This is a genomic window from Blautia massiliensis (ex Liu et al. 2021), from assembly GCF_052064225.1.
GTDB classification, from domain to species: domain Bacteria; phylum Bacillota; class Clostridia; order Lachnospirales; family Lachnospiraceae; genus Blautia_A; species Blautia_A fusiformis.
In genome coordinates, this window is record NZ_JBQHWA010000009.1 from 89,797 (window position 1) to 107,399 (window position 17,603).

At 45.8% G+C, this 17,603-nt stretch carries 19 protein-coding genes and 1 other RNA gene; 17 read left to right on the top strand and 3 right to left on the bottom strand.

The genetic code is table 11. The annotated features are described in order from the left end of the window. The first annotated feature begins 9 nt into the window (after nucleotides 1-9). The 6 genes from ACTNDQ_RS05395 (at nucleotide 10) to ACTNDQ_RS05420 (ending at nucleotide 3,982) form a co-directional block, all read left to right on the top strand. Nucleotides 10-489: an urease accessory protein UreE gene (locus ACTNDQ_RS05395; RefSeq protein ID WP_278795155.1), complete on the top strand. Its 480-nt coding sequence runs from the start codon at nucleotides 10-12 to the stop codon at nucleotides 487-489. A 9-nt stretch (nucleotides 490-498) separates the two neighbouring features. Further along, entirely contained in the window at nucleotides 499-1,212 is a 714-nt protein-coding gene (locus ACTNDQ_RS05400) for an urease accessory protein UreF (protein ID WP_330664830.1), read from the top strand. Between the two features lie 20 nt (nucleotides 1,213-1,232). Beyond that, nucleotides 1,233-1,841, top strand: coding sequence for an urease accessory protein UreG (gene ureG, locus ACTNDQ_RS05405; protein ID WP_144093139.1), 609 nt, complete (start codon nucleotides 1,233-1,235; stop codon nucleotides 1,839-1,841). Between the two features lie 17 nt (nucleotides 1,842-1,858). Further along, the gene (locus ACTNDQ_RS05410; protein WP_278795153.1) at nucleotides 1,859-2,665 is read left to right on the top strand and encodes an urease accessory protein UreD; all 807 of its coding nucleotides are present in this window, start codon (nucleotides 1,859-1,861) and stop codon (nucleotides 2,663-2,665) included. Nucleotides 2,666-2,861: 196 nt separating this feature from the next. Further along, nucleotides 2,862-3,422, top strand: coding sequence for a tRNA adenosine(34) deaminase TadA (tadA, locus tag ACTNDQ_RS05415; RefSeq protein ID WP_227574179.1), 561 nt, complete (start codon nucleotides 2,862-2,864; stop codon nucleotides 3,420-3,422). Between the two features lie 122 nt (nucleotides 3,423-3,544). Further along, complete coding sequence (locus ACTNDQ_RS05420; RefSeq protein WP_022426683.1) at nucleotides 3,545-3,982, top strand: GatB/YqeY domain-containing protein; 438 nt, start codon at nucleotides 3,545-3,547, stop codon at nucleotides 3,980-3,982. Between the two features lie 94 nt (nucleotides 3,983-4,076). Here the strand turns inward: ACTNDQ_RS05420 and ffs are convergent. Beyond that, nucleotides 4,077-4,338, bottom strand: an RNA gene (gene ffs, locus ACTNDQ_RS05425) — signal recognition particle sRNA large type. Between the two features lie 53 nt (nucleotides 4,339-4,391). Beyond that, nucleotides 4,392-5,153 carry a hypothetical protein gene (locus ACTNDQ_RS05430; RefSeq protein WP_059086189.1) on the bottom strand — a complete coding sequence of 254 codons (762 nt, stop codon included), beginning with the start codon at nucleotides 5,151-5,153 and terminating at the stop codon, nucleotides 4,392-4,394. A 290-nt stretch (nucleotides 5,154-5,443) separates the two neighbouring features. Here ACTNDQ_RS05430 and ACTNDQ_RS05435 point away from each other — a divergent pair, with 290 nt between their 5' ends. The 8 genes from ACTNDQ_RS05435 (at nucleotide 5,444) to ACTNDQ_RS05470 (ending at nucleotide 13,169) form a co-directional block, all read left to right on the top strand. Continuing rightward, on the top strand, nucleotides 5,444-6,526 hold the full coding sequence (locus tag ACTNDQ_RS05435; RefSeq protein WP_144093133.1) for a 6-phosphofructokinase: 1,083 nt from the start codon (nucleotides 5,444-5,446) through the stop codon (nucleotides 6,524-6,526). Nucleotides 6,527-6,596: 70 nt separating this feature from the next. Next, on the top strand, nucleotides 6,597-8,219 hold the full coding sequence (gene dnaX / locus ACTNDQ_RS05440) for a DNA polymerase III subunit gamma/tau (RefSeq protein WP_278795144.1): 1,623 nt from the start codon (nucleotides 6,597-6,599) through the stop codon (nucleotides 8,217-8,219). A 31-nt stretch (nucleotides 8,220-8,250) separates the two neighbouring features. Further along, complete coding sequence (locus ACTNDQ_RS05445) at nucleotides 8,251-8,607, top strand: YbaB/EbfC family nucleoid-associated protein (protein WP_015525666.1); 357 nt, start codon at nucleotides 8,251-8,253, stop codon at nucleotides 8,605-8,607. Further along, nucleotides 8,607-9,203, top strand: a complete 597-nt coding sequence (recR, locus tag ACTNDQ_RS05450; protein ID WP_278795142.1) for a recombination mediator RecR — start codon at nucleotides 8,607-8,609, stop codon at nucleotides 9,201-9,203. Before ACTNDQ_RS05445 ends, recR begins: the two co-directional genes overlap by 1 nt. 87 nt (nucleotides 9,204-9,290) lie before the next feature. Beyond that, complete coding sequence (locus ACTNDQ_RS05455; protein ID WP_279201036.1) at nucleotides 9,291-10,409, top strand: LacI family DNA-binding transcriptional regulator; 1,119 nt, start codon at nucleotides 9,291-9,293, stop codon at nucleotides 10,407-10,409. Between the two features lie 274 nt (nucleotides 10,410-10,683). Continuing rightward, entirely contained in the window at nucleotides 10,684-11,337 is a 654-nt protein-coding gene (fsa, locus tag ACTNDQ_RS05460) for a fructose-6-phosphate aldolase (RefSeq protein ID WP_015525668.1), read from the top strand. Between the two features lie 66 nt (nucleotides 11,338-11,403). Further along, nucleotides 11,404-12,243 carry a transketolase gene (locus ACTNDQ_RS05465; RefSeq protein WP_015525669.1) on the top strand — a complete coding sequence of 280 codons (840 nt, stop codon included), beginning with the start codon at nucleotides 11,404-11,406 and terminating at the stop codon, nucleotides 12,241-12,243. Continuing rightward, nucleotides 12,231-13,169: a transketolase family protein gene (locus ACTNDQ_RS05470; RefSeq protein WP_015525670.1), complete on the top strand. Its 939-nt coding sequence runs from the start codon at nucleotides 12,231-12,233 to the stop codon at nucleotides 13,167-13,169. The genes ACTNDQ_RS05465 and ACTNDQ_RS05470 overlap by 13 nt, the downstream gene beginning before the upstream one ends. Here the strand turns inward: ACTNDQ_RS05470 and yyaC are convergent. Continuing rightward, nucleotides 13,142-13,729, bottom strand: coding sequence for a spore protease YyaC (gene yyaC / locus ACTNDQ_RS05475; RefSeq protein ID WP_022426512.1), 588 nt, complete (start codon nucleotides 13,727-13,729; stop codon nucleotides 13,142-13,144). The genes ACTNDQ_RS05470 and yyaC overlap by 28 nt on opposite strands. A 157-nt stretch (nucleotides 13,730-13,886) precedes the next feature. Between yyaC and ACTNDQ_RS05480 the strand changes: the two genes are divergently transcribed. From ACTNDQ_RS05480 to ACTNDQ_RS05490, 3 genes are all read left to right on the top strand, one after another. Beyond that, a complete protein-coding gene (locus ACTNDQ_RS05480; RefSeq protein ID WP_441064067.1) occupies nucleotides 13,887-15,116 on the top strand; it encodes a LysM peptidoglycan-binding domain-containing protein in 1,230 nt (409 codons plus the stop codon). Nucleotides 15,117-15,182: 66 nt separating this feature from the next. Beyond that, nucleotides 15,183-16,415, top strand: a complete 1,233-nt coding sequence (locus ACTNDQ_RS05485; RefSeq protein ID WP_227574176.1) for a DUF5711 family protein — start codon at nucleotides 15,183-15,185, stop codon at nucleotides 16,413-16,415. 10 nt (nucleotides 16,416-16,425) lie between these two features. Next, on the top strand, nucleotides 16,426-17,133 hold the full coding sequence (locus tag ACTNDQ_RS05490; protein ID WP_021650939.1) for a CvpA family protein: 708 nt from the start codon (nucleotides 16,426-16,428) through the stop codon (nucleotides 17,131-17,133). Nucleotides 17,134-17,603: the final 470 nt, after the last annotated feature.

A 17,603-nucleotide genomic window follows, 5' to 3' on the forward strand; every position in this document is an offset into this window, starting at 1 on the left:
AGAAAATTTATGCTTTGTGAAAAAATTCTGGGAAAATTAAAGGATTTTGATCTGACCGGAAAAATGGTGGAATATGTGGATATTGAGTGGCATGAGGCATTTAAAAGGATCCACAGAAAAACCACGGACAGCGGTCGGGAAGTAGGGATCCGTCTGGATGATTCTGTACTCACAAGAGGACTTTTTCAGGATGATGTGATCTACGCAGATGAAAATCTGGTGATCGCAGTGAATACACCACCCTGCGAGGTGATAGAGGTATCTCTGGAACCGGGACATGAAAAATATGTGGCGAAGGTCTGCTATGAGATCGGAAACCGCCATGCACCGCTTTTCTGGGGAGATCAGGAAAACACATTTATTACGATCTACAATGAGCCGATGATGGTTATGCTGGAAAAGCTTCATGGTGTAAAGGCAGAGAAAAAAACTGTGAAGCTGGATTTTGACCGCAGGATCTCAGCTGCTATACATAATCATCATCACTGAGGAAGCCATATGGACAAAATGAAAGAAATCCGCCGCTTTTTTCTGCTGCAGGTAAACGATGCTCTTTTTCCAATAGGAGGCTATTCCCATTCCCAGGGACTGGAGACATATATCCAGAAGGGAATCGTGCACGATGAAAAAACAGCGGCAGAATATATCAGCAGAAAACTGAAATTGAACCTGGCCTGTACCGATCTTCTGGGAGTGCGTCTGGCTTACGAGTATGCACAGAAGGAAAATGTGGCGGCACTGGATACTCTGGAGGAGATCCTTGGGGCATCCAGGATCCCCATGGAGCAGAGGGAAGCATCCAGAAAAATGGGCTCTCGTTTTACAAAGACGATCTGTAAGCTGCCTCAGGAAAATATCCCTATGGAAAAAAGGAAGATCTTTGAAGAATATCTGGAAGCCCGGAAGGGGAAGCCTGTAAGCCATTGCTGCGCATATGGAGTTTTTTGTGCAGCGCTGGGAATTGAGGAAGAGGAAACTCTGTATCATTATCTCTATGCCCAGACCTCTGCAATGGTGACAAACTGTGTAAAAACCATTCCGCTGAGCCAGAGTGCAGGACAGGAGCTTCTGTGTGGATGCTATGAGGAATTTGAAGAAATACTGTCCTGTATTTCGGACTGTACAGAGGATGACCTCTGTCTGTCGGCTCCGGGATTTGATATCCGGGGAATCCAGCATGAGAAGCTTTATTCCAGACTTTATATGTCGTAAATCAGAGAGGAGCGATTTTTATGTCATATGTAAAAATCGGTGTTGCCGGACCGGTCGGCTCCGGAAAAACAGCATTGATCGAAGCTTTATCAAGAAAGATGGCAGGTGATTATAGTATCGGTGTTATCACAAATGATATTTATACCAAGGAGGACGCACAGTTCCTTGCAAAGAACAGTGTACTCCCGGTAGAGCGCATCATCGGTGTAGAGACGGGCGGATGCCCGCATACAGCGATCCGTGAGGATGCATCCATGAATCTGGAGGCTGTGGATGAGATGATGGAACGATTTCCGGATATCCAGATCCTTTTTATTGAGAGCGGCGGAGATAATCTTTCCGCAACCTTCAGCCCGGAGCTTGTAGATGCAACTGTTTTTGTTATTGATGTGGCTGAGGGAGACAAGATTCCGAGAAAAGGCGGTCCCGGTATCACAAGATCCGATCTTCTGGTGATCAATAAGATCGATCTTGCGCCGTATGTAGGTGCAAGCCTGGAGGTAATGGACCGTGATTCCAGAAAAATGCGTGGGGAAAGGCCTTTTGTTTTTACAAATATCCGCGGAGATGAACATGTGGATACCGTTGTGGAATGGATCAAAAAAAACGTGCTTCTGGAAGATATGTAGGAAAGGCGGAACAACCTTTGACAGAAAATAAATTTGGAAAATTGTCCAGACTGTTTCTGCGGACCGGTTTAAGAGAAGGAAAAACGATTCTGGAGGATGTGTCTTTTACAGCGCCTTATAAGATCATGAATCCTTTTCCCAAGAAAGACGGAGGAATCTCCGTGATGCCTTTGTGCGCATCCGCAGGGATCATGGAGGGAGACAGGCAGGAATTTGATTTTTTTGTGACAGAGGGAACCAATCTGGAGTTCCTGTCACAGTCTTTTGATAAAGTCCATAAAATGAAGGAAGGGGAGGCTGTTCGCCATGTGAAGGCACAGGTGGAAAAGAATGCTGTTTTTTATTATTATCCGCAGCCAGTGATCCCCTATGCACAGTCAGCCTTTGAGAGTACTATGGAATTTGATCTGGCGGATAAAAGCTCCGGGCTGTTTCTGCTGGAGATCATTTCCTGCGGCAGAAAGGCATCTGATGAAAGGTTCCGGTACCGGAAATTTGCTTCCAGAGTAAATATCAGACGGGACGGTCAGCTGATCTACCGTGATAACACCCGCTATGAGCCCCATAAAACGGACATGGAAGGACTGGGAATGTATGAGGGCTATACTCACATGGCAAATATTTTTCTGAGTGGTCCGGCCATGAATATGCAGGAGCAGATATGGGAAGTCCTGGAAAATGAAAAAGAATGCGCGGGTGGTGTGACTCAGCTGGTGCAGGGAGATCTTGCTGTCCGTATTCTGGGACATCGGGCACAGAAGCTGCAGGAAACAGCCGAGGAAATAAAAGCGATCTTTGAAGAAACAAATAGTGGTAATGAATAAGAAAACGCTGCAGAAATTAGTGTGGAAAAATTTCTGTGGCGTTTTTTGTGTTGCAAATATCTGTTTTGCAGCAGATTGACATGAAATACCGGAAAAGCTATAATCGAACGGACAGAAGGCTGAGAGCAGTCTTAGTATGAACAGATAGAATCCCGGAGCTTTTTCCGGAATGTGAAGTTACAGGAGGAGTAAAAACGTGACAGATCAGGAACGTTTTATGAAAGAGGCAATCCGCCAGGCAAAAAAGGCCCGTGCATTGGAGGAAGTGCCGATTGGCTGCGTGATCGTGCATGAGGGAAAGATCATAGCCAGAGGCTACAATCGCCGCAATACAGATAAAAATACCTTATCTCATGCAGAGCTTAATGCTATCCGAAAGGCCAGTAAAAAGCTGGGAGACTGGCGTCTGGAGGGATGCACCATGTATGTAACGCTGGAGCCTTGTCAGATGTGTTCCGGTGCACTGGTACAATCCAGGATCGATGAGGTGGTGATCGGCTGTATGAACCCGAAAGCAGGCTGTGCCGGATCTGTGATGAATCTTCTTCAGATCGAAGGATTTAATCATCAGGTAAAGATCACAGAAGGGGTATTGGAAGAGGAATGCTCCGAAATGCTTTCCACATTTTTCAGGGAACTGCGGGAGAAAAAGAAGCAGGCAAAAATTCTGAAGAAGCAGGAAGCAGAGCGCCTTGCCGGGCAGACACAGTCAGAGAGAGCGGAACAGAACGAAAAGTCCCGGGAGATTTACTCTTGACAGAATCCTGTGAAAATATCAAAATAAAATCATAAATGGATTTCGCTATTACAGACAGAAAATCCATTCAGGTCAAACGAAAGTCGTTGATACAGGAACGACAGAAAATGGAGGAACAAAAAATGGAACTTGAAGCTTTAAGAAAAGACATGGTAGCAGCAATGAAGGCCAAAGATAAGGTAACAAAGGAAGCAGTTTCCGCACTGATCGCAGCAGTAAAAAAAGCTGCCATTGATGAGGGATGCCGTGATGACATCAAAGGAGAGCTTGTAGACAAAGTTATCCTGAAAGAGCTGAAAACAGCAAAAGAGCAGATCGACACCTGCCCTGCAGAACGTACAGATTTGAAAGAGGAGTATCAGGCAAGATATGATATCATTGCGAAATATGCTCCGAAGCAGATGGATGAAGCAGAGATCAAGGCTTATATCGAGGAGAAATTTGCAGATGTTCTGGCAACAGGAAATAAAGGCCAGATCATGAAGGCAGTTATGGGAGATCTGAAGGGAAAGGCAGACGGCAAGCTGATCAATCAGGTAGTTGCCGGATATTGTAAATAAAATAATAGTACAAAAAATCCCGCCGGATCAGTCATAAATGACGGACCCGGCGGGAATGCTGTTTATATAGAGATCATATATTATAACCTTTTTTACGCGCGCCGCACCTCGGAATGGTCTCACAGACGTTACCTTTACAGTTAACTCAGCCCAGGCACCCTCACGGCACACAAGAGCTTCTGCTTAGTGCTGCTGCATTCCTGCCCTGACACGGTTCACAGATTCCTGTTGCGTAAGACCCAGACGTCAACGCCACTTATAAAGGGCTGCTCTGCAAGATACAAGCCTCAGATTGGCATCACCCCTGCTGTAGCGGATTGCAGGTACAGGGCACCGCTATCTCCCCGGCTGCGCGGAATTTAATTATAGACTCTGAAACCAGATTTGTCAAGGTACAGACCGAAATAAATCAGTTCATATTAAGTGTACAGTACTGTACCGCCCCGTTTTTGGTGTTGCGAAGGGTGAAGCTGATATAGGCGGACTGCTTCGCGGAAAGGTTTCCGATACGGAGCGTGGAAGAAGAAGCCCCGCTGTTAGGAGCGTTGTAATTGGTACTATACTGTGTATGGGTCCGGTTGTTGTTGAAAGAAACGCCTGTGATCTTCCAGCCATTTGCAGCGGTGCATTTCATGACAGCATTCTTCTGTGCCTTGTTGGCGTAACGAAAGGCGTTATGGCCGGAGCTTTTGAATTTTCCGGCAAGATTGCCTTTTACACCTGTGATGGAGACGGATTTCAACGGGTTGACATAACGAAGCACCTTGATGGTGGAAGTATAGGTTTTGTTTCCGACCTTGAAGGAAATCTTTCCGGTTCCCGGCTTTTTAACGGCAAAACCGATATTGTAGAAATGATCGGAGTGAGTGTACGGTTTTGCACCCTTGCGGAAAGCCTCCGTGGTACTTTTGAAGCTGCTGGAACCGAAGGAATCCAGTGCGATCACAGAACCGCCGCTGACCACTTTAACATTGGATTTGAGAATGTTCTGTTTAGCAGGAATATTGCTGATCGAGATCTCATCGTATCCCAGGTCCTTTCCGGATGTGGGCATATAAACGATCCGGGTTTTGGAATAATTGATCGCTGCACTGGCGGCGAGAGGAGTCATGGCGCATACCATGGCTGCGGCTAATAAAGCGCAGGATAGTTTTTTGAGGATTTTTTTCATAGGACGCTCCTTTCCTGGTGAAAATTTTCTGTAAACATACGAAAGTTACTGATAATTTTATTTTACGATGAGATACAGGTAAAGTCAATCAATACACTCGCTGTTTTCGTGCTTTTTTGGCTATTGTACACTGCCTGAAAATGCTTTATAATATTATATTGTGTAAAACTCTGTGAAAAGAGAGGATACAGTAGTTGTTCTGCAGAAATACGTCAGGTGGAATATCTGTCTTATATGCAGACAGCAACAAATAAAATGTGCACATAAGAGGGCACAGAATGGAGGACGCTATGATTAAAAGAATCGGTCTGCTGACAAGCGGTGGTGACTGTCAGGCACTGAACGCAACCATGAGAGGCGTTGTAAAGGGTCTGAGCAACAGCGTTGAGAACCTTGAGGTTTATGGATTTGATGACGGATATAAGGGACTGATCTACGGGAAATACCGTATGCTTACAGCCAGGGACTTTTCCGGAATCCTGACTCAGGGCGGAACTATTCTCGGAACATCCAGACAGCCATTCAAACTGATGCGGGTTCCGGATGAGAAGGGACTGGATAAGGTTGAGGCCATGAAACAGACTTACTATAAGCTCTGTCTTGACTGTCTTGTGATCCTCGGCGGAAACGGAACGCAGAAAACCGCCAATCTTCTCCGCGAGGAAGGCCTGAATATCATCCATCTTCCGAAGACCATTGATAATGATATTTGGGGTACAGATATGACCTTTGGCTTCCAGAGCGCTCTGGAGATCGCAACAAATGCCATTGACTGCATCCATACAACAGCTGCATCTCATGGACGTGTATTTATTGTTGAGATCATGGGACATAAGGTCGGAAGCCTTACATTGAATGCCGGTGTTGCAGGCGGAGCAGATGTGATCCTGATCCCGGAGATCCCATACGATATCAATAAGGTTGCAGAAGCCATCCAGAAGCGTAACAAGGCAGGCAAGCGTTTTACCATTCTTGCAGTAGCTGAGGGAGCTATCTCAAAAGAAGATGCAGAGCTTCCGAAGAAAAAATACAAAGAAAAGCTTGCGGAAAGAGCGAAGAAATATCCGTCTGTATCCTATGAGATCGCAGACCAGATCCAGCAGGTGACCGGAAGTGAGGTACGTATCACAGTTCCGGGACATATGCAGCGAGGCGGAGAGCCATGTGCATATGACCGCGTTCTTTCCACAAGGATCGGTGCCGGTGCAGCGCAGGCGATCATGGATGAGGAATACGGTGTTATGATCGGTGTCATCAATGGCAAGATCAAGAGGGTTCCTCTTGCTGAATGCGCAGGCAAGCTGAAGATGGTATCTCCAAAGGATCAGCTTGTAAAAGCAGCCAAACAGATCGGAATCAGTTTTGGCGATTAATGAATTATGAGTCATCTGGCCGCCGCGGGAGTCTTTCCGCGGCGACTGTGGCGAAGAGAAGGAGAGTTTTATGAGTTATACTGCTCTTTACCGTAAATTTCGTCCCGACAATTTTGACGATGTAAAAGGACAGGATCATATTGTGACAACACTGACCAACCAGATCAAGGCGAACCGTATCGGACACGCATACCTGTTCTGCGGAACGCGTGGTACCGGAAAAACTACGGTTGCAAAGATCCTGGCGAAGGCAGTAAACTGTGAACATCCTGTAAATGGCAGCCCCTGCAATGAATGTGCCATGTGCAAGGCCATTCAGGCGGGAACTGCCATGAATGTGATCGAAATCGATGCAGCCTCCAACAACGGTGTTGATAACATCCGTGAGATCCGTGAGGAAGTGGCTTATCGTCCAACAGAGGGCAAATACAAGGTTTATATCATCGATGAGGTGCATATGCTCTCAACAGGTGCATTTAATGCTCTTCTGAAAACATTGGAGGAGCCGCCTTCTTATGTTATTTTTATCCTGGCGACTACAGAGGCTCACAAGATACCGATCACAATACTGTCCAGATGTCAGCGCTATGACTTTCACCGGATATCCATTGATACCATTGCTGCCAGACTTTCCGAGCTTCTGACAGCAGAAGGGGTGGAAGCAGATGAGAAGGCTGTACGCTATGTGGCAAAAAAAGGCGACGGGTCCATGCGAGATGCCCTGAGTCTTCTGGATCAGTGTATTTCCTTTTATCTGGGACAGGTGCTTACTTATGATAAAGTCCTGGATGTTCTGGGAGCTGTGGATACAGAGGTATTCAGCAGACTTCTCCGAAAGGTTCTTTCCGGCGATGTGACAGGTTCCATCCATGTGCTGGAGGACCTGATCACAGGCGGCCGGGAGCTGGGACAGTTTGTATCAGATTTTACCTGGTATATGCGAAATCTTCTGCTTGTGAAGACTTCCGAAAATCCGGAGGAAGCCATTGATGTTTCTTCTGAGAATCTGAAGCTTCTGAAGGAAGAGAGCGGGATGACAGATGTGGAGACGCTGATGCGTTACATTCGTATTTTTTCCGATCTGTCCAATCAGATCCGTTTTGCAAGCCAGAAGCGTGTATTGGTGGAAATCGCACTGATCAAGCTGTGCAGACCGGCCATGGAGACAAATCTGGACTCTGTTCTTGACAGGCTTCGTGTCCTGGAAAAGCAGATGGAGGAACGGCCTGTGCAGCAGGTGATCGTTCGGGAGAGCGAGGCCGGTGGAGCCGGGGAACCGGGGACGGCAGTGACCGGTGCAGCAGCGGTACAGCAGCAGAAACCACAGAAGGCAGCCCCTGAGGATCTTCAGAAGATCGTGGCAGGCTGGCGTGCCATCGTGGGTCAGACTACCGGACTTTTCAAGCAGTCCCTGCAGCGTGCAGTCCCCAAGTATAACGGAGAAACAGGAGATCCCATCCTTTATGTGGAATTCCAGGATTTTCTGGGGATGAATTATGTAGACAATCCGGAGGCGAAGAAAGAGCTTCAGGACATTATTGCTGCCCGGACAGGCAAAAGCGTGGAGATACATATGCTGGTAGCCAACAAACATCAGCACACCAATCTCGCGCAGATCACAGTAGACGATGCACTTCGGGAGAATATCCACATGGATATCGTAGTGGAAGAAGACCCGGATGAGGAGTCATAAATCCGTAAACAAAAAACAGGAGGAAAGTATTATGGCAAAAAGAGGTGGATTTCCTGGCATGGGTATGCCGGGAAACATGAATAATCTTATGAAACAGGCGCAGAAAATGCAGCGTCAGATGGAAGAAAACCAGAAAGCTCTTGAGGAAAAAGAGTTTACAGCAACAGTAGGCGGCGGAGCTGTTTCCGTTACAGTTTCCGGTAAACGTGAAATAACAAAGGTCACACTTTCCGAGGAAGCGGTAGATCCGGATGATATCGAGATGCTTGAGGACATGATCGCGGCAGCAACAAATGAGGCGCTCCGTCAGGTTGAGTCCGAGTCAGCAGCAGTGATGTCCAAACTCACAGGCGGCCTTGGCGGTCTTGGCGGAGGTCTTCCTTTCTGATGGAATATTACAGCAGCCATATCAATAAACTTATTGAGCAGCTTTCCCATCTTCCGGGGATCGGAGCCAAATCTGCCCAGCGCCTTGCATTTCATATCATGAATATGCCGAAGGACCAGGTTGAGCAGCTGACCGCCTCCATTACCGATGCAAGGCAGAATGTTCAGTACTGTAAGTGCTGTTACGCGCTGACAGATCAGGAGCTTTGTCCGATCTGCGCCAATCCCAAAAGGGATCACAGCACGATCATGGTAGTTGAGAATACCAGGGATCTGGCAGCATATGAGAAAACAGGTAAATTTGACGGTGTATATCATGTACTTCATGGTGCGATCTCCCCGATGCTTGGGATCGGGCCGGATGATATCAAACTGAAGGAACTGATGAAGCGCCTTCAGGGGGATGTAAAGGAAGTTATTGTGGCAACCAATTCCAGTCTTGAAGGTGAAACGACAGCTATGTACATCAGTAAGCTGATCAAACCGACCGGGATCAAAGTAAGCCGTATCGCCAGCGGAGTTCCGGTGGGCGGTGATCTGGAGTATATTGATGAGGTGACACTTCTCCGGGCACTGGAAGGAAGAGTGGAGCTTTAACCGGATCAGGTAAAAAATTCCCTGAGGGATTGCAAAAAGTGATAAGCAGCCAGGAAATTTCCCCAGGTTATAAAGGAGGTGAGACTGGTGGCAAAAAAGAAAGCAACCTCATCGGATGTGGCAGCACGCGCAGGAGTTTCCCAGGCAACGGTATCCATGGTGCTGAACCGGAAATATAATGTTTCTTTTTCGAGAGAAACTGTGGAGCGGGTGGAGCAGGCGGCCAGAGAGCTTGGCTATGAGCTTCCCGGACGTCGGAAACAGAAAGCTGACAGAAAAGAAAAGCTGATTGTTGTTTTCTGCCCCACACTCACCAGTCCCTATTATGTACTGCTGCTTCAGGGGATAGAGGCTGTGGCCAATGAGCAGGGATATGGGGTATTTATCTGCAACACCCAGCGCGATGCGGGGCTGGAAGAAAAATATCTCCGTATGATGCAGACCATGCGGCCGGCAGGGATCATCTATACCTGCAATCCTCATCCGGATTTCCAGCATCAGGTAGAAAAGATTGCAAAAGAAACACCGCTGGTCATCATCAGCAACAAGGAAAAAACAACCACGGTAGATGCTATCAATCAGGACAACACAGTGGTAGGAAGGCTGATGGCCAGACATCTTCTTGATCTGGGGCACACGGATGTGGCATTTATCACGCCGCCACTTACCAGACGGCAGTGGCAGCGATCCAAGCGTGTGGAGGGCTTTGTCCGCGAGTTTGAAAAAGAGGGAAAAAAGGATCATGTGCTCATCAAGGCGGCAGATGAGTCCAATGACAGAAAGATCCCGCGGATGGATTCCGAGTATGCCATGGGCTACGAGCTGACCATGGAGCTTCTCCAGGAAGGACAGAAATTTACGGCTATCGCAGGACAGAATGACATGATGGCCATAGGCGCCATTGATGCGCTGCATGAAATGAGGATACACGTTCCGAAGGATGTTTCTGTCATAGGGTGCGACAATATTTTTTATTCTGGCATCCGCAGGATCTCCCTGACAACCATTGATCATTTTGTTGCGCTGAAAGGAAGAGATGCCTGTGACATCATCATCCGTAAGATCGACATGAATGATAAATTTTACCTGGATGAAAGACCTGCCAGCCTGTATAATATCGAATATACCCCGAAGCTGATCACGCGCCGCACGACGGGGTATGCAAGACTGGACAGAAACCAGTCTGATGAACAGAAAAATAAATAATGGCGCAAAAATTATTAATAATAATATATAGAGAGAGTTTCCATGACACATTTGAATAGAAACCTTGTTAGCTACGATAATTACGGCGATATTCGAATTGAGGAAAATGGAAAGAAGCTGTTTTGGGTGAAAAAATTGACAGGCACTATTAATAAAACGTTATTTTATTAATAAAATATTTATTAATAAAAAACAGGTGCCTTGACCCCCGCAATGAGTTTGTTATAATGGAATCATCAAGAAAAAGAACGAACGTAAACAGGAGGAAAAAACAATGAAATTTTTTATCGACACAGCTAAAGTAGAAGATATCAGAGAAGCAAATGACATGGGAGTTATCTGTGGAGTTACAACAAACCCGTCTCTGATCGCCAAAGAAGGAAGAGACTTCAACGAGGTGATCAAAGAGATCACAACGATCGTTGACGGACCGATCAGCGGTGAGGTTAAAGCTACCACAACAGATGCTGAGGGAATGATCCGTGAGGGACGTGAGATCGCAGCGATCCATCCGAACATGGTTGTTAAGATTCCTATGACAACAGAGGGACTGAAGGCAGTTAAGGTTCTTTCCTCTGAGGGAATCAAGACAAACGTTACTCTGATCTTTTCTGCTAACCAGGCACTTCTTGCAGCAAGAGCAGGTGCTACATATGTATCTCCGTTCCTTGGAAGACTGGATGACATCTCCACAGATGGCGTTGAGCTGATCCAGCAGATCGCTGAGATGTTTGCAGTTGCAGATATCCCGACAGAGATCATCGCAGCAAGCGTTCGTCATCCAATGCATGTAACTGCATGTGCACTTGCAGGCGCAGATATCGCTACGGTACCGTTCAAGGTAATTGAGCAGATGACACATCATCCGCTGACAGATGCAGGTATCGCTAAATTCCAGGCTGATTACAAGGCAGTATTCGGTGAGTGATCGAAACCTCTTTTATATACAAATTCCCTGTGAACAGCAGGGCACTAAAAAGGAGACATTAATAACATGGATAAGTTAGAACTTCAGAAAGTTGCCAACGAAGTCCGCAAGGATATCGTAACAGCAGTCCATGCAGCAAAGGCCGGCCATCCGGGCGGATCCCTTTCTGCAGCAGACGTGTTCACCTATTTATATTTTGAAGAGATGAACATCGATCCGAAGGATCCTAAGAAGGCAGACCGTGACCGTTTTGTCCTTTCCAAAGGACATACAGCACCGGGACTCTATTCTGTACTTGCAGAGAGAGGATATTTTCCAAAAGAGGATCTGAAAACACTTCGTCATCTGGGCTCCTATCTTCAGGGACATCCGGATATGAAGCATATTCCGGGCGTTGATATGTCCAGTGGTTCTCTTGGTCAGGGAATCTCTGCAGCAGCAGGTATGGCTCTTTCTGCCAAACTCAGTAATGATGACTATCGAGTATATACATTGCTGGGTGATGGTGAGATCGAGGAAGGCCAGGTGTGGGAGGCAGCTATGTTCGCAGGCTTCCGTAAACTGGACAACCTGGTTGTGATCGTAGATAACAATGGACTTCAGATCGATGGTGACATTGCAGATGTATGCTCCCCGTATCCGATCGACAAGAAATTTGAAGCTTTCAATTTCCATGTGATCAATGTTGCGGACGGCAACGATATGGATCAGCTGAAGGCTGCTTTTGATGAGGCAAGAGCTACAAAGGGTATGCCGACAGCTATCATCATGAAAACAGTAAAAGGTAAAGGCGTTTCCTACATGGAGAACGCAGTAGGCTGGCACGGAAAAGCTCCGAATGATGAGCAGTATGCACAGGCAATGGAAGATCTGGAGAAGGTAGGTGAAGCATTATGTCAGAAGTAAAGAAAATCGCAACGAGAGCAAGCTACGGCAGTGCCCTCATAGAATTAGGAAAAAAACACGAGGATCTTATCGTTCTTGACGCTGACCTTGCTGCAGCTACACAGACAGGTATGTTTAAAAAAGAATTCCCGGAGCGTCACATTGACTGCGGTATCGCAGAGTGCAACATGATGGGTATTGCAGCAGGAATCGCTTCCACAGGTAAGGTTCCCTTTGCAAGTACTTTTGCAATGTTTGCAGCAGGACGTGCTTATGAGCAGGTTCGTAACTCCATCGGATATCCGAAGCTGAATGTAAAGATCGGAGCAACTCACGGCGGTATTTCTGTAGGTGAAGACGGCGCCACACATCAGTGCTTGGAGGATTTTGCCCTGATGAGAGTGATTCCGGGCATGGTCGTTGCAAGTCCTTCTGATGATATCGAAGCAAAAGCTATGGTTGCTGCTGCTTACGAGCATCAGGGACCGGTATACATGAGATTCGGACGTCTTGCTGTTCCGGTTATCAATGACAGACCGGATTATAAATTTGAGCTTGGTAAGGGCATCGTTCTCCGCGAGGGAAAAGATCTTACCATCATCGCAAACGGACTTTGCGTTGCACCGGCTCTTGAAGCAGCTGAGAAGCTTGCAGCAGACGGAATCGATGCAAAAGTGATCAATATCCATACCATCAAGCCTCTGGATGAGGACCTTGTTGTTGCAGCTGCCAAAGAAACCGGCAAGGTTGTAACTGTTGAGGAGCATTCCATCATCGGCGGTCTTGGCGGAGCTGTATGCGAGTGCCTGGCTGAGAAGGCACCGGTACCGGTTAAACGTATCGGAATCCATGATGTATTCGGTGAGTCCGGTCCGGCATTAGAGCTTCTTCATAAATACGGTCTCGATGCAGAGGGTATCTATAAGCAGATCAAGGAGTTCGCATAATCAAGATCAACAGGGGATAAGTCTGTTTCTGCAGGAAGTATCTTAAGGATTCCACAGGCGATCACATCTGCAAGTGCTACCACGGTGGAGAGCCGGGTAGTCTGCAGGGTAAGCTGCTCCATGATTCCGGCAGTATTTACAATGCCGGTGATATGGATGTCCCCTACAGGTGGAAGATCTTTCTGAACACCAGCACCTGGGTAAAGTGCACCATTTCCAATGGTCACATAGCCCAGGTGTTTTTTTTGTCCGAGAGAAGCATCTATGGCGATTACAAGGGCGTGTGGATGAAGCCTTGTGATAAGCGATGAAGTTTTTTCCAGGTTCAGGGCATGGACTGGGCAGGAAAGAGTGCCGTAGACAAAAATATGTCCGGTTTCATGAGGATGAAGAAGGTGTCCGATATATGGGCCTAAACAATCTCCGGTAACACGATCACTGCCAATGCATAAAAACACGATCTCGGTCCATTTTTTAGGACAGTGAAGAATGCATTTTTTCAGAAGATAAGCAATCTCGCCGGATGAACCGTTTTTTCCGGCATCAATGTAAAAAGCCATGAGAAACCTCGATTCTTTTTTCACTCTATCATATCCTGAAAAAAGGAAAAATATGCATGGTGCGGAATCTGTCGCTAAATTCTGTGGACAGACTCTTACATTCTGCTAAAATCCGCATTTTTACTGTGCTATGCTTGGACAGAAGGAGTGATATGAGATGATAGAAGTCATTTATAAGGAGGACACAACAGAACAGGAAGCCGCACAGGAATCGTTTTCCATGCCTAGAAATGTAAGGCAGATCGGGCTGGCGAACGGAGATTACAGGATTTATATAGAAGATTATGTATACACATTTCTCTGCAGCCTGGCAGAGGATGAAAAGCCGGAAGGCCAGGGAAGTGTGGCGGTACTTACAGGTGAAATTCAATGGACTGCAGATATGACCTGTATTTTTATAAAAGGTGCCATTGCAGCAGACGGCATGGAGGCTGCGGCAGAACATATTGACTTTTCGGAAAAACTCTGGCAGAAACTGCAGGAGGATAAGGATCAGTATTTTCCGGAGCAGGAGATCGTGGGATGGTTTTTTGCACAGCCTCAGATAGCAATGGAGATCACGGAGCTTTTTGTGAAAGTACATCTCAGACATTTCGGAGGGGAAAAGATCCTGATGCTGATGGATCCTGGAGAACGGGAGGATGCCTTTTTCCGTTATGATGGCGGCATGATGGCAAAACTGAGCGGGTATTATATTTATTATGAGAAAAATTCTCAGATGCAGACGTATATGATCGAACGCAGCCAGAAAGAGGGCGGAGAAGCATCCGAGAAAGTGGAGGACAGGGCTGTCAGAAATTTCAGAAAGATCATAGACAGTAAAAATCCGGAGGAACGGGGAGAAGAGAAAACTTCTGCTTTTTCTTATGCGGCTACGGTGTGTCTGGCACTGGCAGTTCTTGTGGCTGGAGTGGGCTTTTATCGGAATCAGCAGGAAAAAACAGAGGTTCCGGAAGATTATCGCGCTGCTTCTGCTTCGGTGGTGCAGATAACACCTGCAGTAACAGAACCGGTGCAGAGTGTATCGATTTCGCCAAAGGCAGTGCAGACGCAGAAACCGGTGCAGACACAGGAAGCTGTGCGGGGAACTCCGGCCCCGACGGAAACCACACAGAAAAGAGAAAAAATCTCAATAACACCGGAACCTCGAAGGTCAAAAAAACAGTCTGTTTCAGAAGCAACGCAAAAAAAGGATAATAAAACAGAAGAGACTTCAGTGGCTGCAGAAAATCCAAGGGAAACTTATGTGATCCGCCCGGGAGACACCTTGTATCAGATCAGTCTGAACCGCTATGGCACTGTAGAGGCGATGGAACAGATCTGTGCATTAAACGGAATTTCTGCCAATGAGATCATTTATCCCGGGCAGGTAATTGTACTACCCTGATGGAGTGTGCTATAATAACTGGAAAACCAATTACAAAATAAAATACTTAAGGTAAGGGATACAGTTGTGAATATCATAAAAAAAATACAGAAAAAACAAAAGCGCAAAAAGCTGATGAGGCAAAAAGCCAGGCTTGCACAGGAACAGGCTGCACAGGAAGGCGCTCACTACGGGAGAACTTCTCATCGCCGAAGAATTTCAAGAAAGGGGAAAAAGGTGATCACAGCGGCAGTGATCGCTGCAGCAGTCTGCCTGGTTTTTCTCTATGCAGAAAAAAGAAGCTATCACAGCTATAAAGTATTAAATACAAGCGAACAGGAAGATGTTGTGTCCACACAGTATGTGGACATGGATGGAGATATCCTGAGATACAGTCCGGATGGAGTATCTGTTGTGGACAACAGCATGAATACGATCTGGAATGAAACCTATACAATGCAGAATCCTATTGCAGATGTGAATGGAAGCAGGGCGGTTGTTGCAGACAGCGAGGGAACATCGCTTTATATCTGCGACAAAAAAGGTGTGACCGGAACTGTAACAACATCTTATGCTATTGTAAAAGTGCGGATCGCATCGAATGGAATGGTTGCAGTGATCCTGGACAATGATGATAATACCTGGATCAATTTTTATAATCCGGATGGCAGTCTGGTCGCGGAAAATCTGACTAAGATCGATGATCCGGGATATCCCATGGATGTAGCAGTGTCTGATAACGGAGTGATGATGGTAACATTCCAGTATGTTGATGGAAGCAAGACTACCAGCTATGTGGCATTTTATAATTATGGGGATGTAGGGCAGAATGAGGATGATCGGATCGTAAGTGGTTATACCTATGAGAATGTAGTGATCCCGCAGGTGGAATGTATCAGTGACAGTAAGTATATTGCTTTGCGAGATGATGGATTTTCTACTTACCAGGGAAGCCAGATCCCCAAAGAAAGCAAAACAGTCAATGTAAAACAGGAGATCGTAAGTACATTTTTCAGTGATGACAGGATTGGCCTGGTATTTAAAAACAATAATAAAGATGATCTGTATACAATGGAAGTCTATAGTATGAGCGGACAGCTGAAATTCCGTAAAAATTTCAATATTCCATATACGACTATAAAAATGAGCGGAGATAATATCATCATGTATAACAGCTCGCAGATCTGCGTGATGAACAACCGTGGCGTACAGAAATATGCCGGAAATGTAGATGGAACGATCCGGGATTTCTTTAAGATCGGATGGAATAAATATCTTATGGTACTGGATACAGGCGTCAGCACCATAAAATTCAGTTAAGGGGGCAGATATGAACTGGACATGGCTTGGACTGGCTGTGCTGGTCCTGCTTGCCTTTTCCATGGTGGATGGATACAGGCATGGCTTTGTAAAAGAAGTAGTATCTGCATTGCTTGTTCTGATCTCCGTTGCTCTGGTATGGCTGATCAATCCTTATGTGAATCAGTTCATACGTGAGAATACGTCTGTTTATGAAAAAATCCAGACTGCCAGCGGATCATTTGTGGATTCTCTGGCAGATGGAAAAGAAACCATGGATGAGGAGGAACAGAAGGCATTGATCAGCAGTATGGATATTCCGGATCTCCTCCAGAAGGGGATAACAGAAAATAATACGGCATTGGTGTATCAATATCTGGCGGTTAATACATTTGCAGGGTATATTTCCGGATATCTGGCCAATGTAGCAGTGAACTGTCTTTCTTTTTTGGTATCATACATACTTTCCTCAATCCTGATCCATGTGCTGGCGTATGCCATGGATCTCCTGGCAAGATTGCCGGTCATCCGTGGGATCAACAAAATAGCCGGCGCCGTAGTAGGAGGCATGAAGTGTATTGTTTTTGTATGGGTCGGAATGCTGGTACTTACGATTTTATGCAACACGGAAATAGGGCAAAAGGGTCTGGGACTGATCCGGGGTGATACAGTACTGGATTTTCTTTATGATAAAAATATTTTTATCCGTATTTTTACAGGAATATTTTATGGTGGGTAAAAGAAACCGCATTTTGCAGACGGAAAAGCACCAGGATACAGGTGGTGACCATGTCTGTGAAATGCGTTTTTTGGCGAAAAAATACGTTTTTCAGAAAAAAATGAAATTTATGTAAAAAACATGTTGACAGCTAATGGAAAAAATGCTATTCTATCAGAGTTGTTAGGAACAAATTGTTTTTAAGAAACAGATAAATATATCTGCTTTCAGAAAAAATAAAAAGTAGTTGACAAAAGACAGAAGATATGATAAAGTATCCAAGTCGTCAACGAAACGACAACAAAATCTTAACTCAAAAATGTTTGAAAAAAACTTAAAAAAGTGCTTGACAAACAAAAAGAGATGAGATAAAATAAACGAGCTGTCTGAGAGACAGACACAACAAACCTTGATAACTAAACAGTGAAACACATACGATTCTCGAAAATTTCTTTACATTTAAAGAACGGTTTAAACAAACCAAAAGCAGT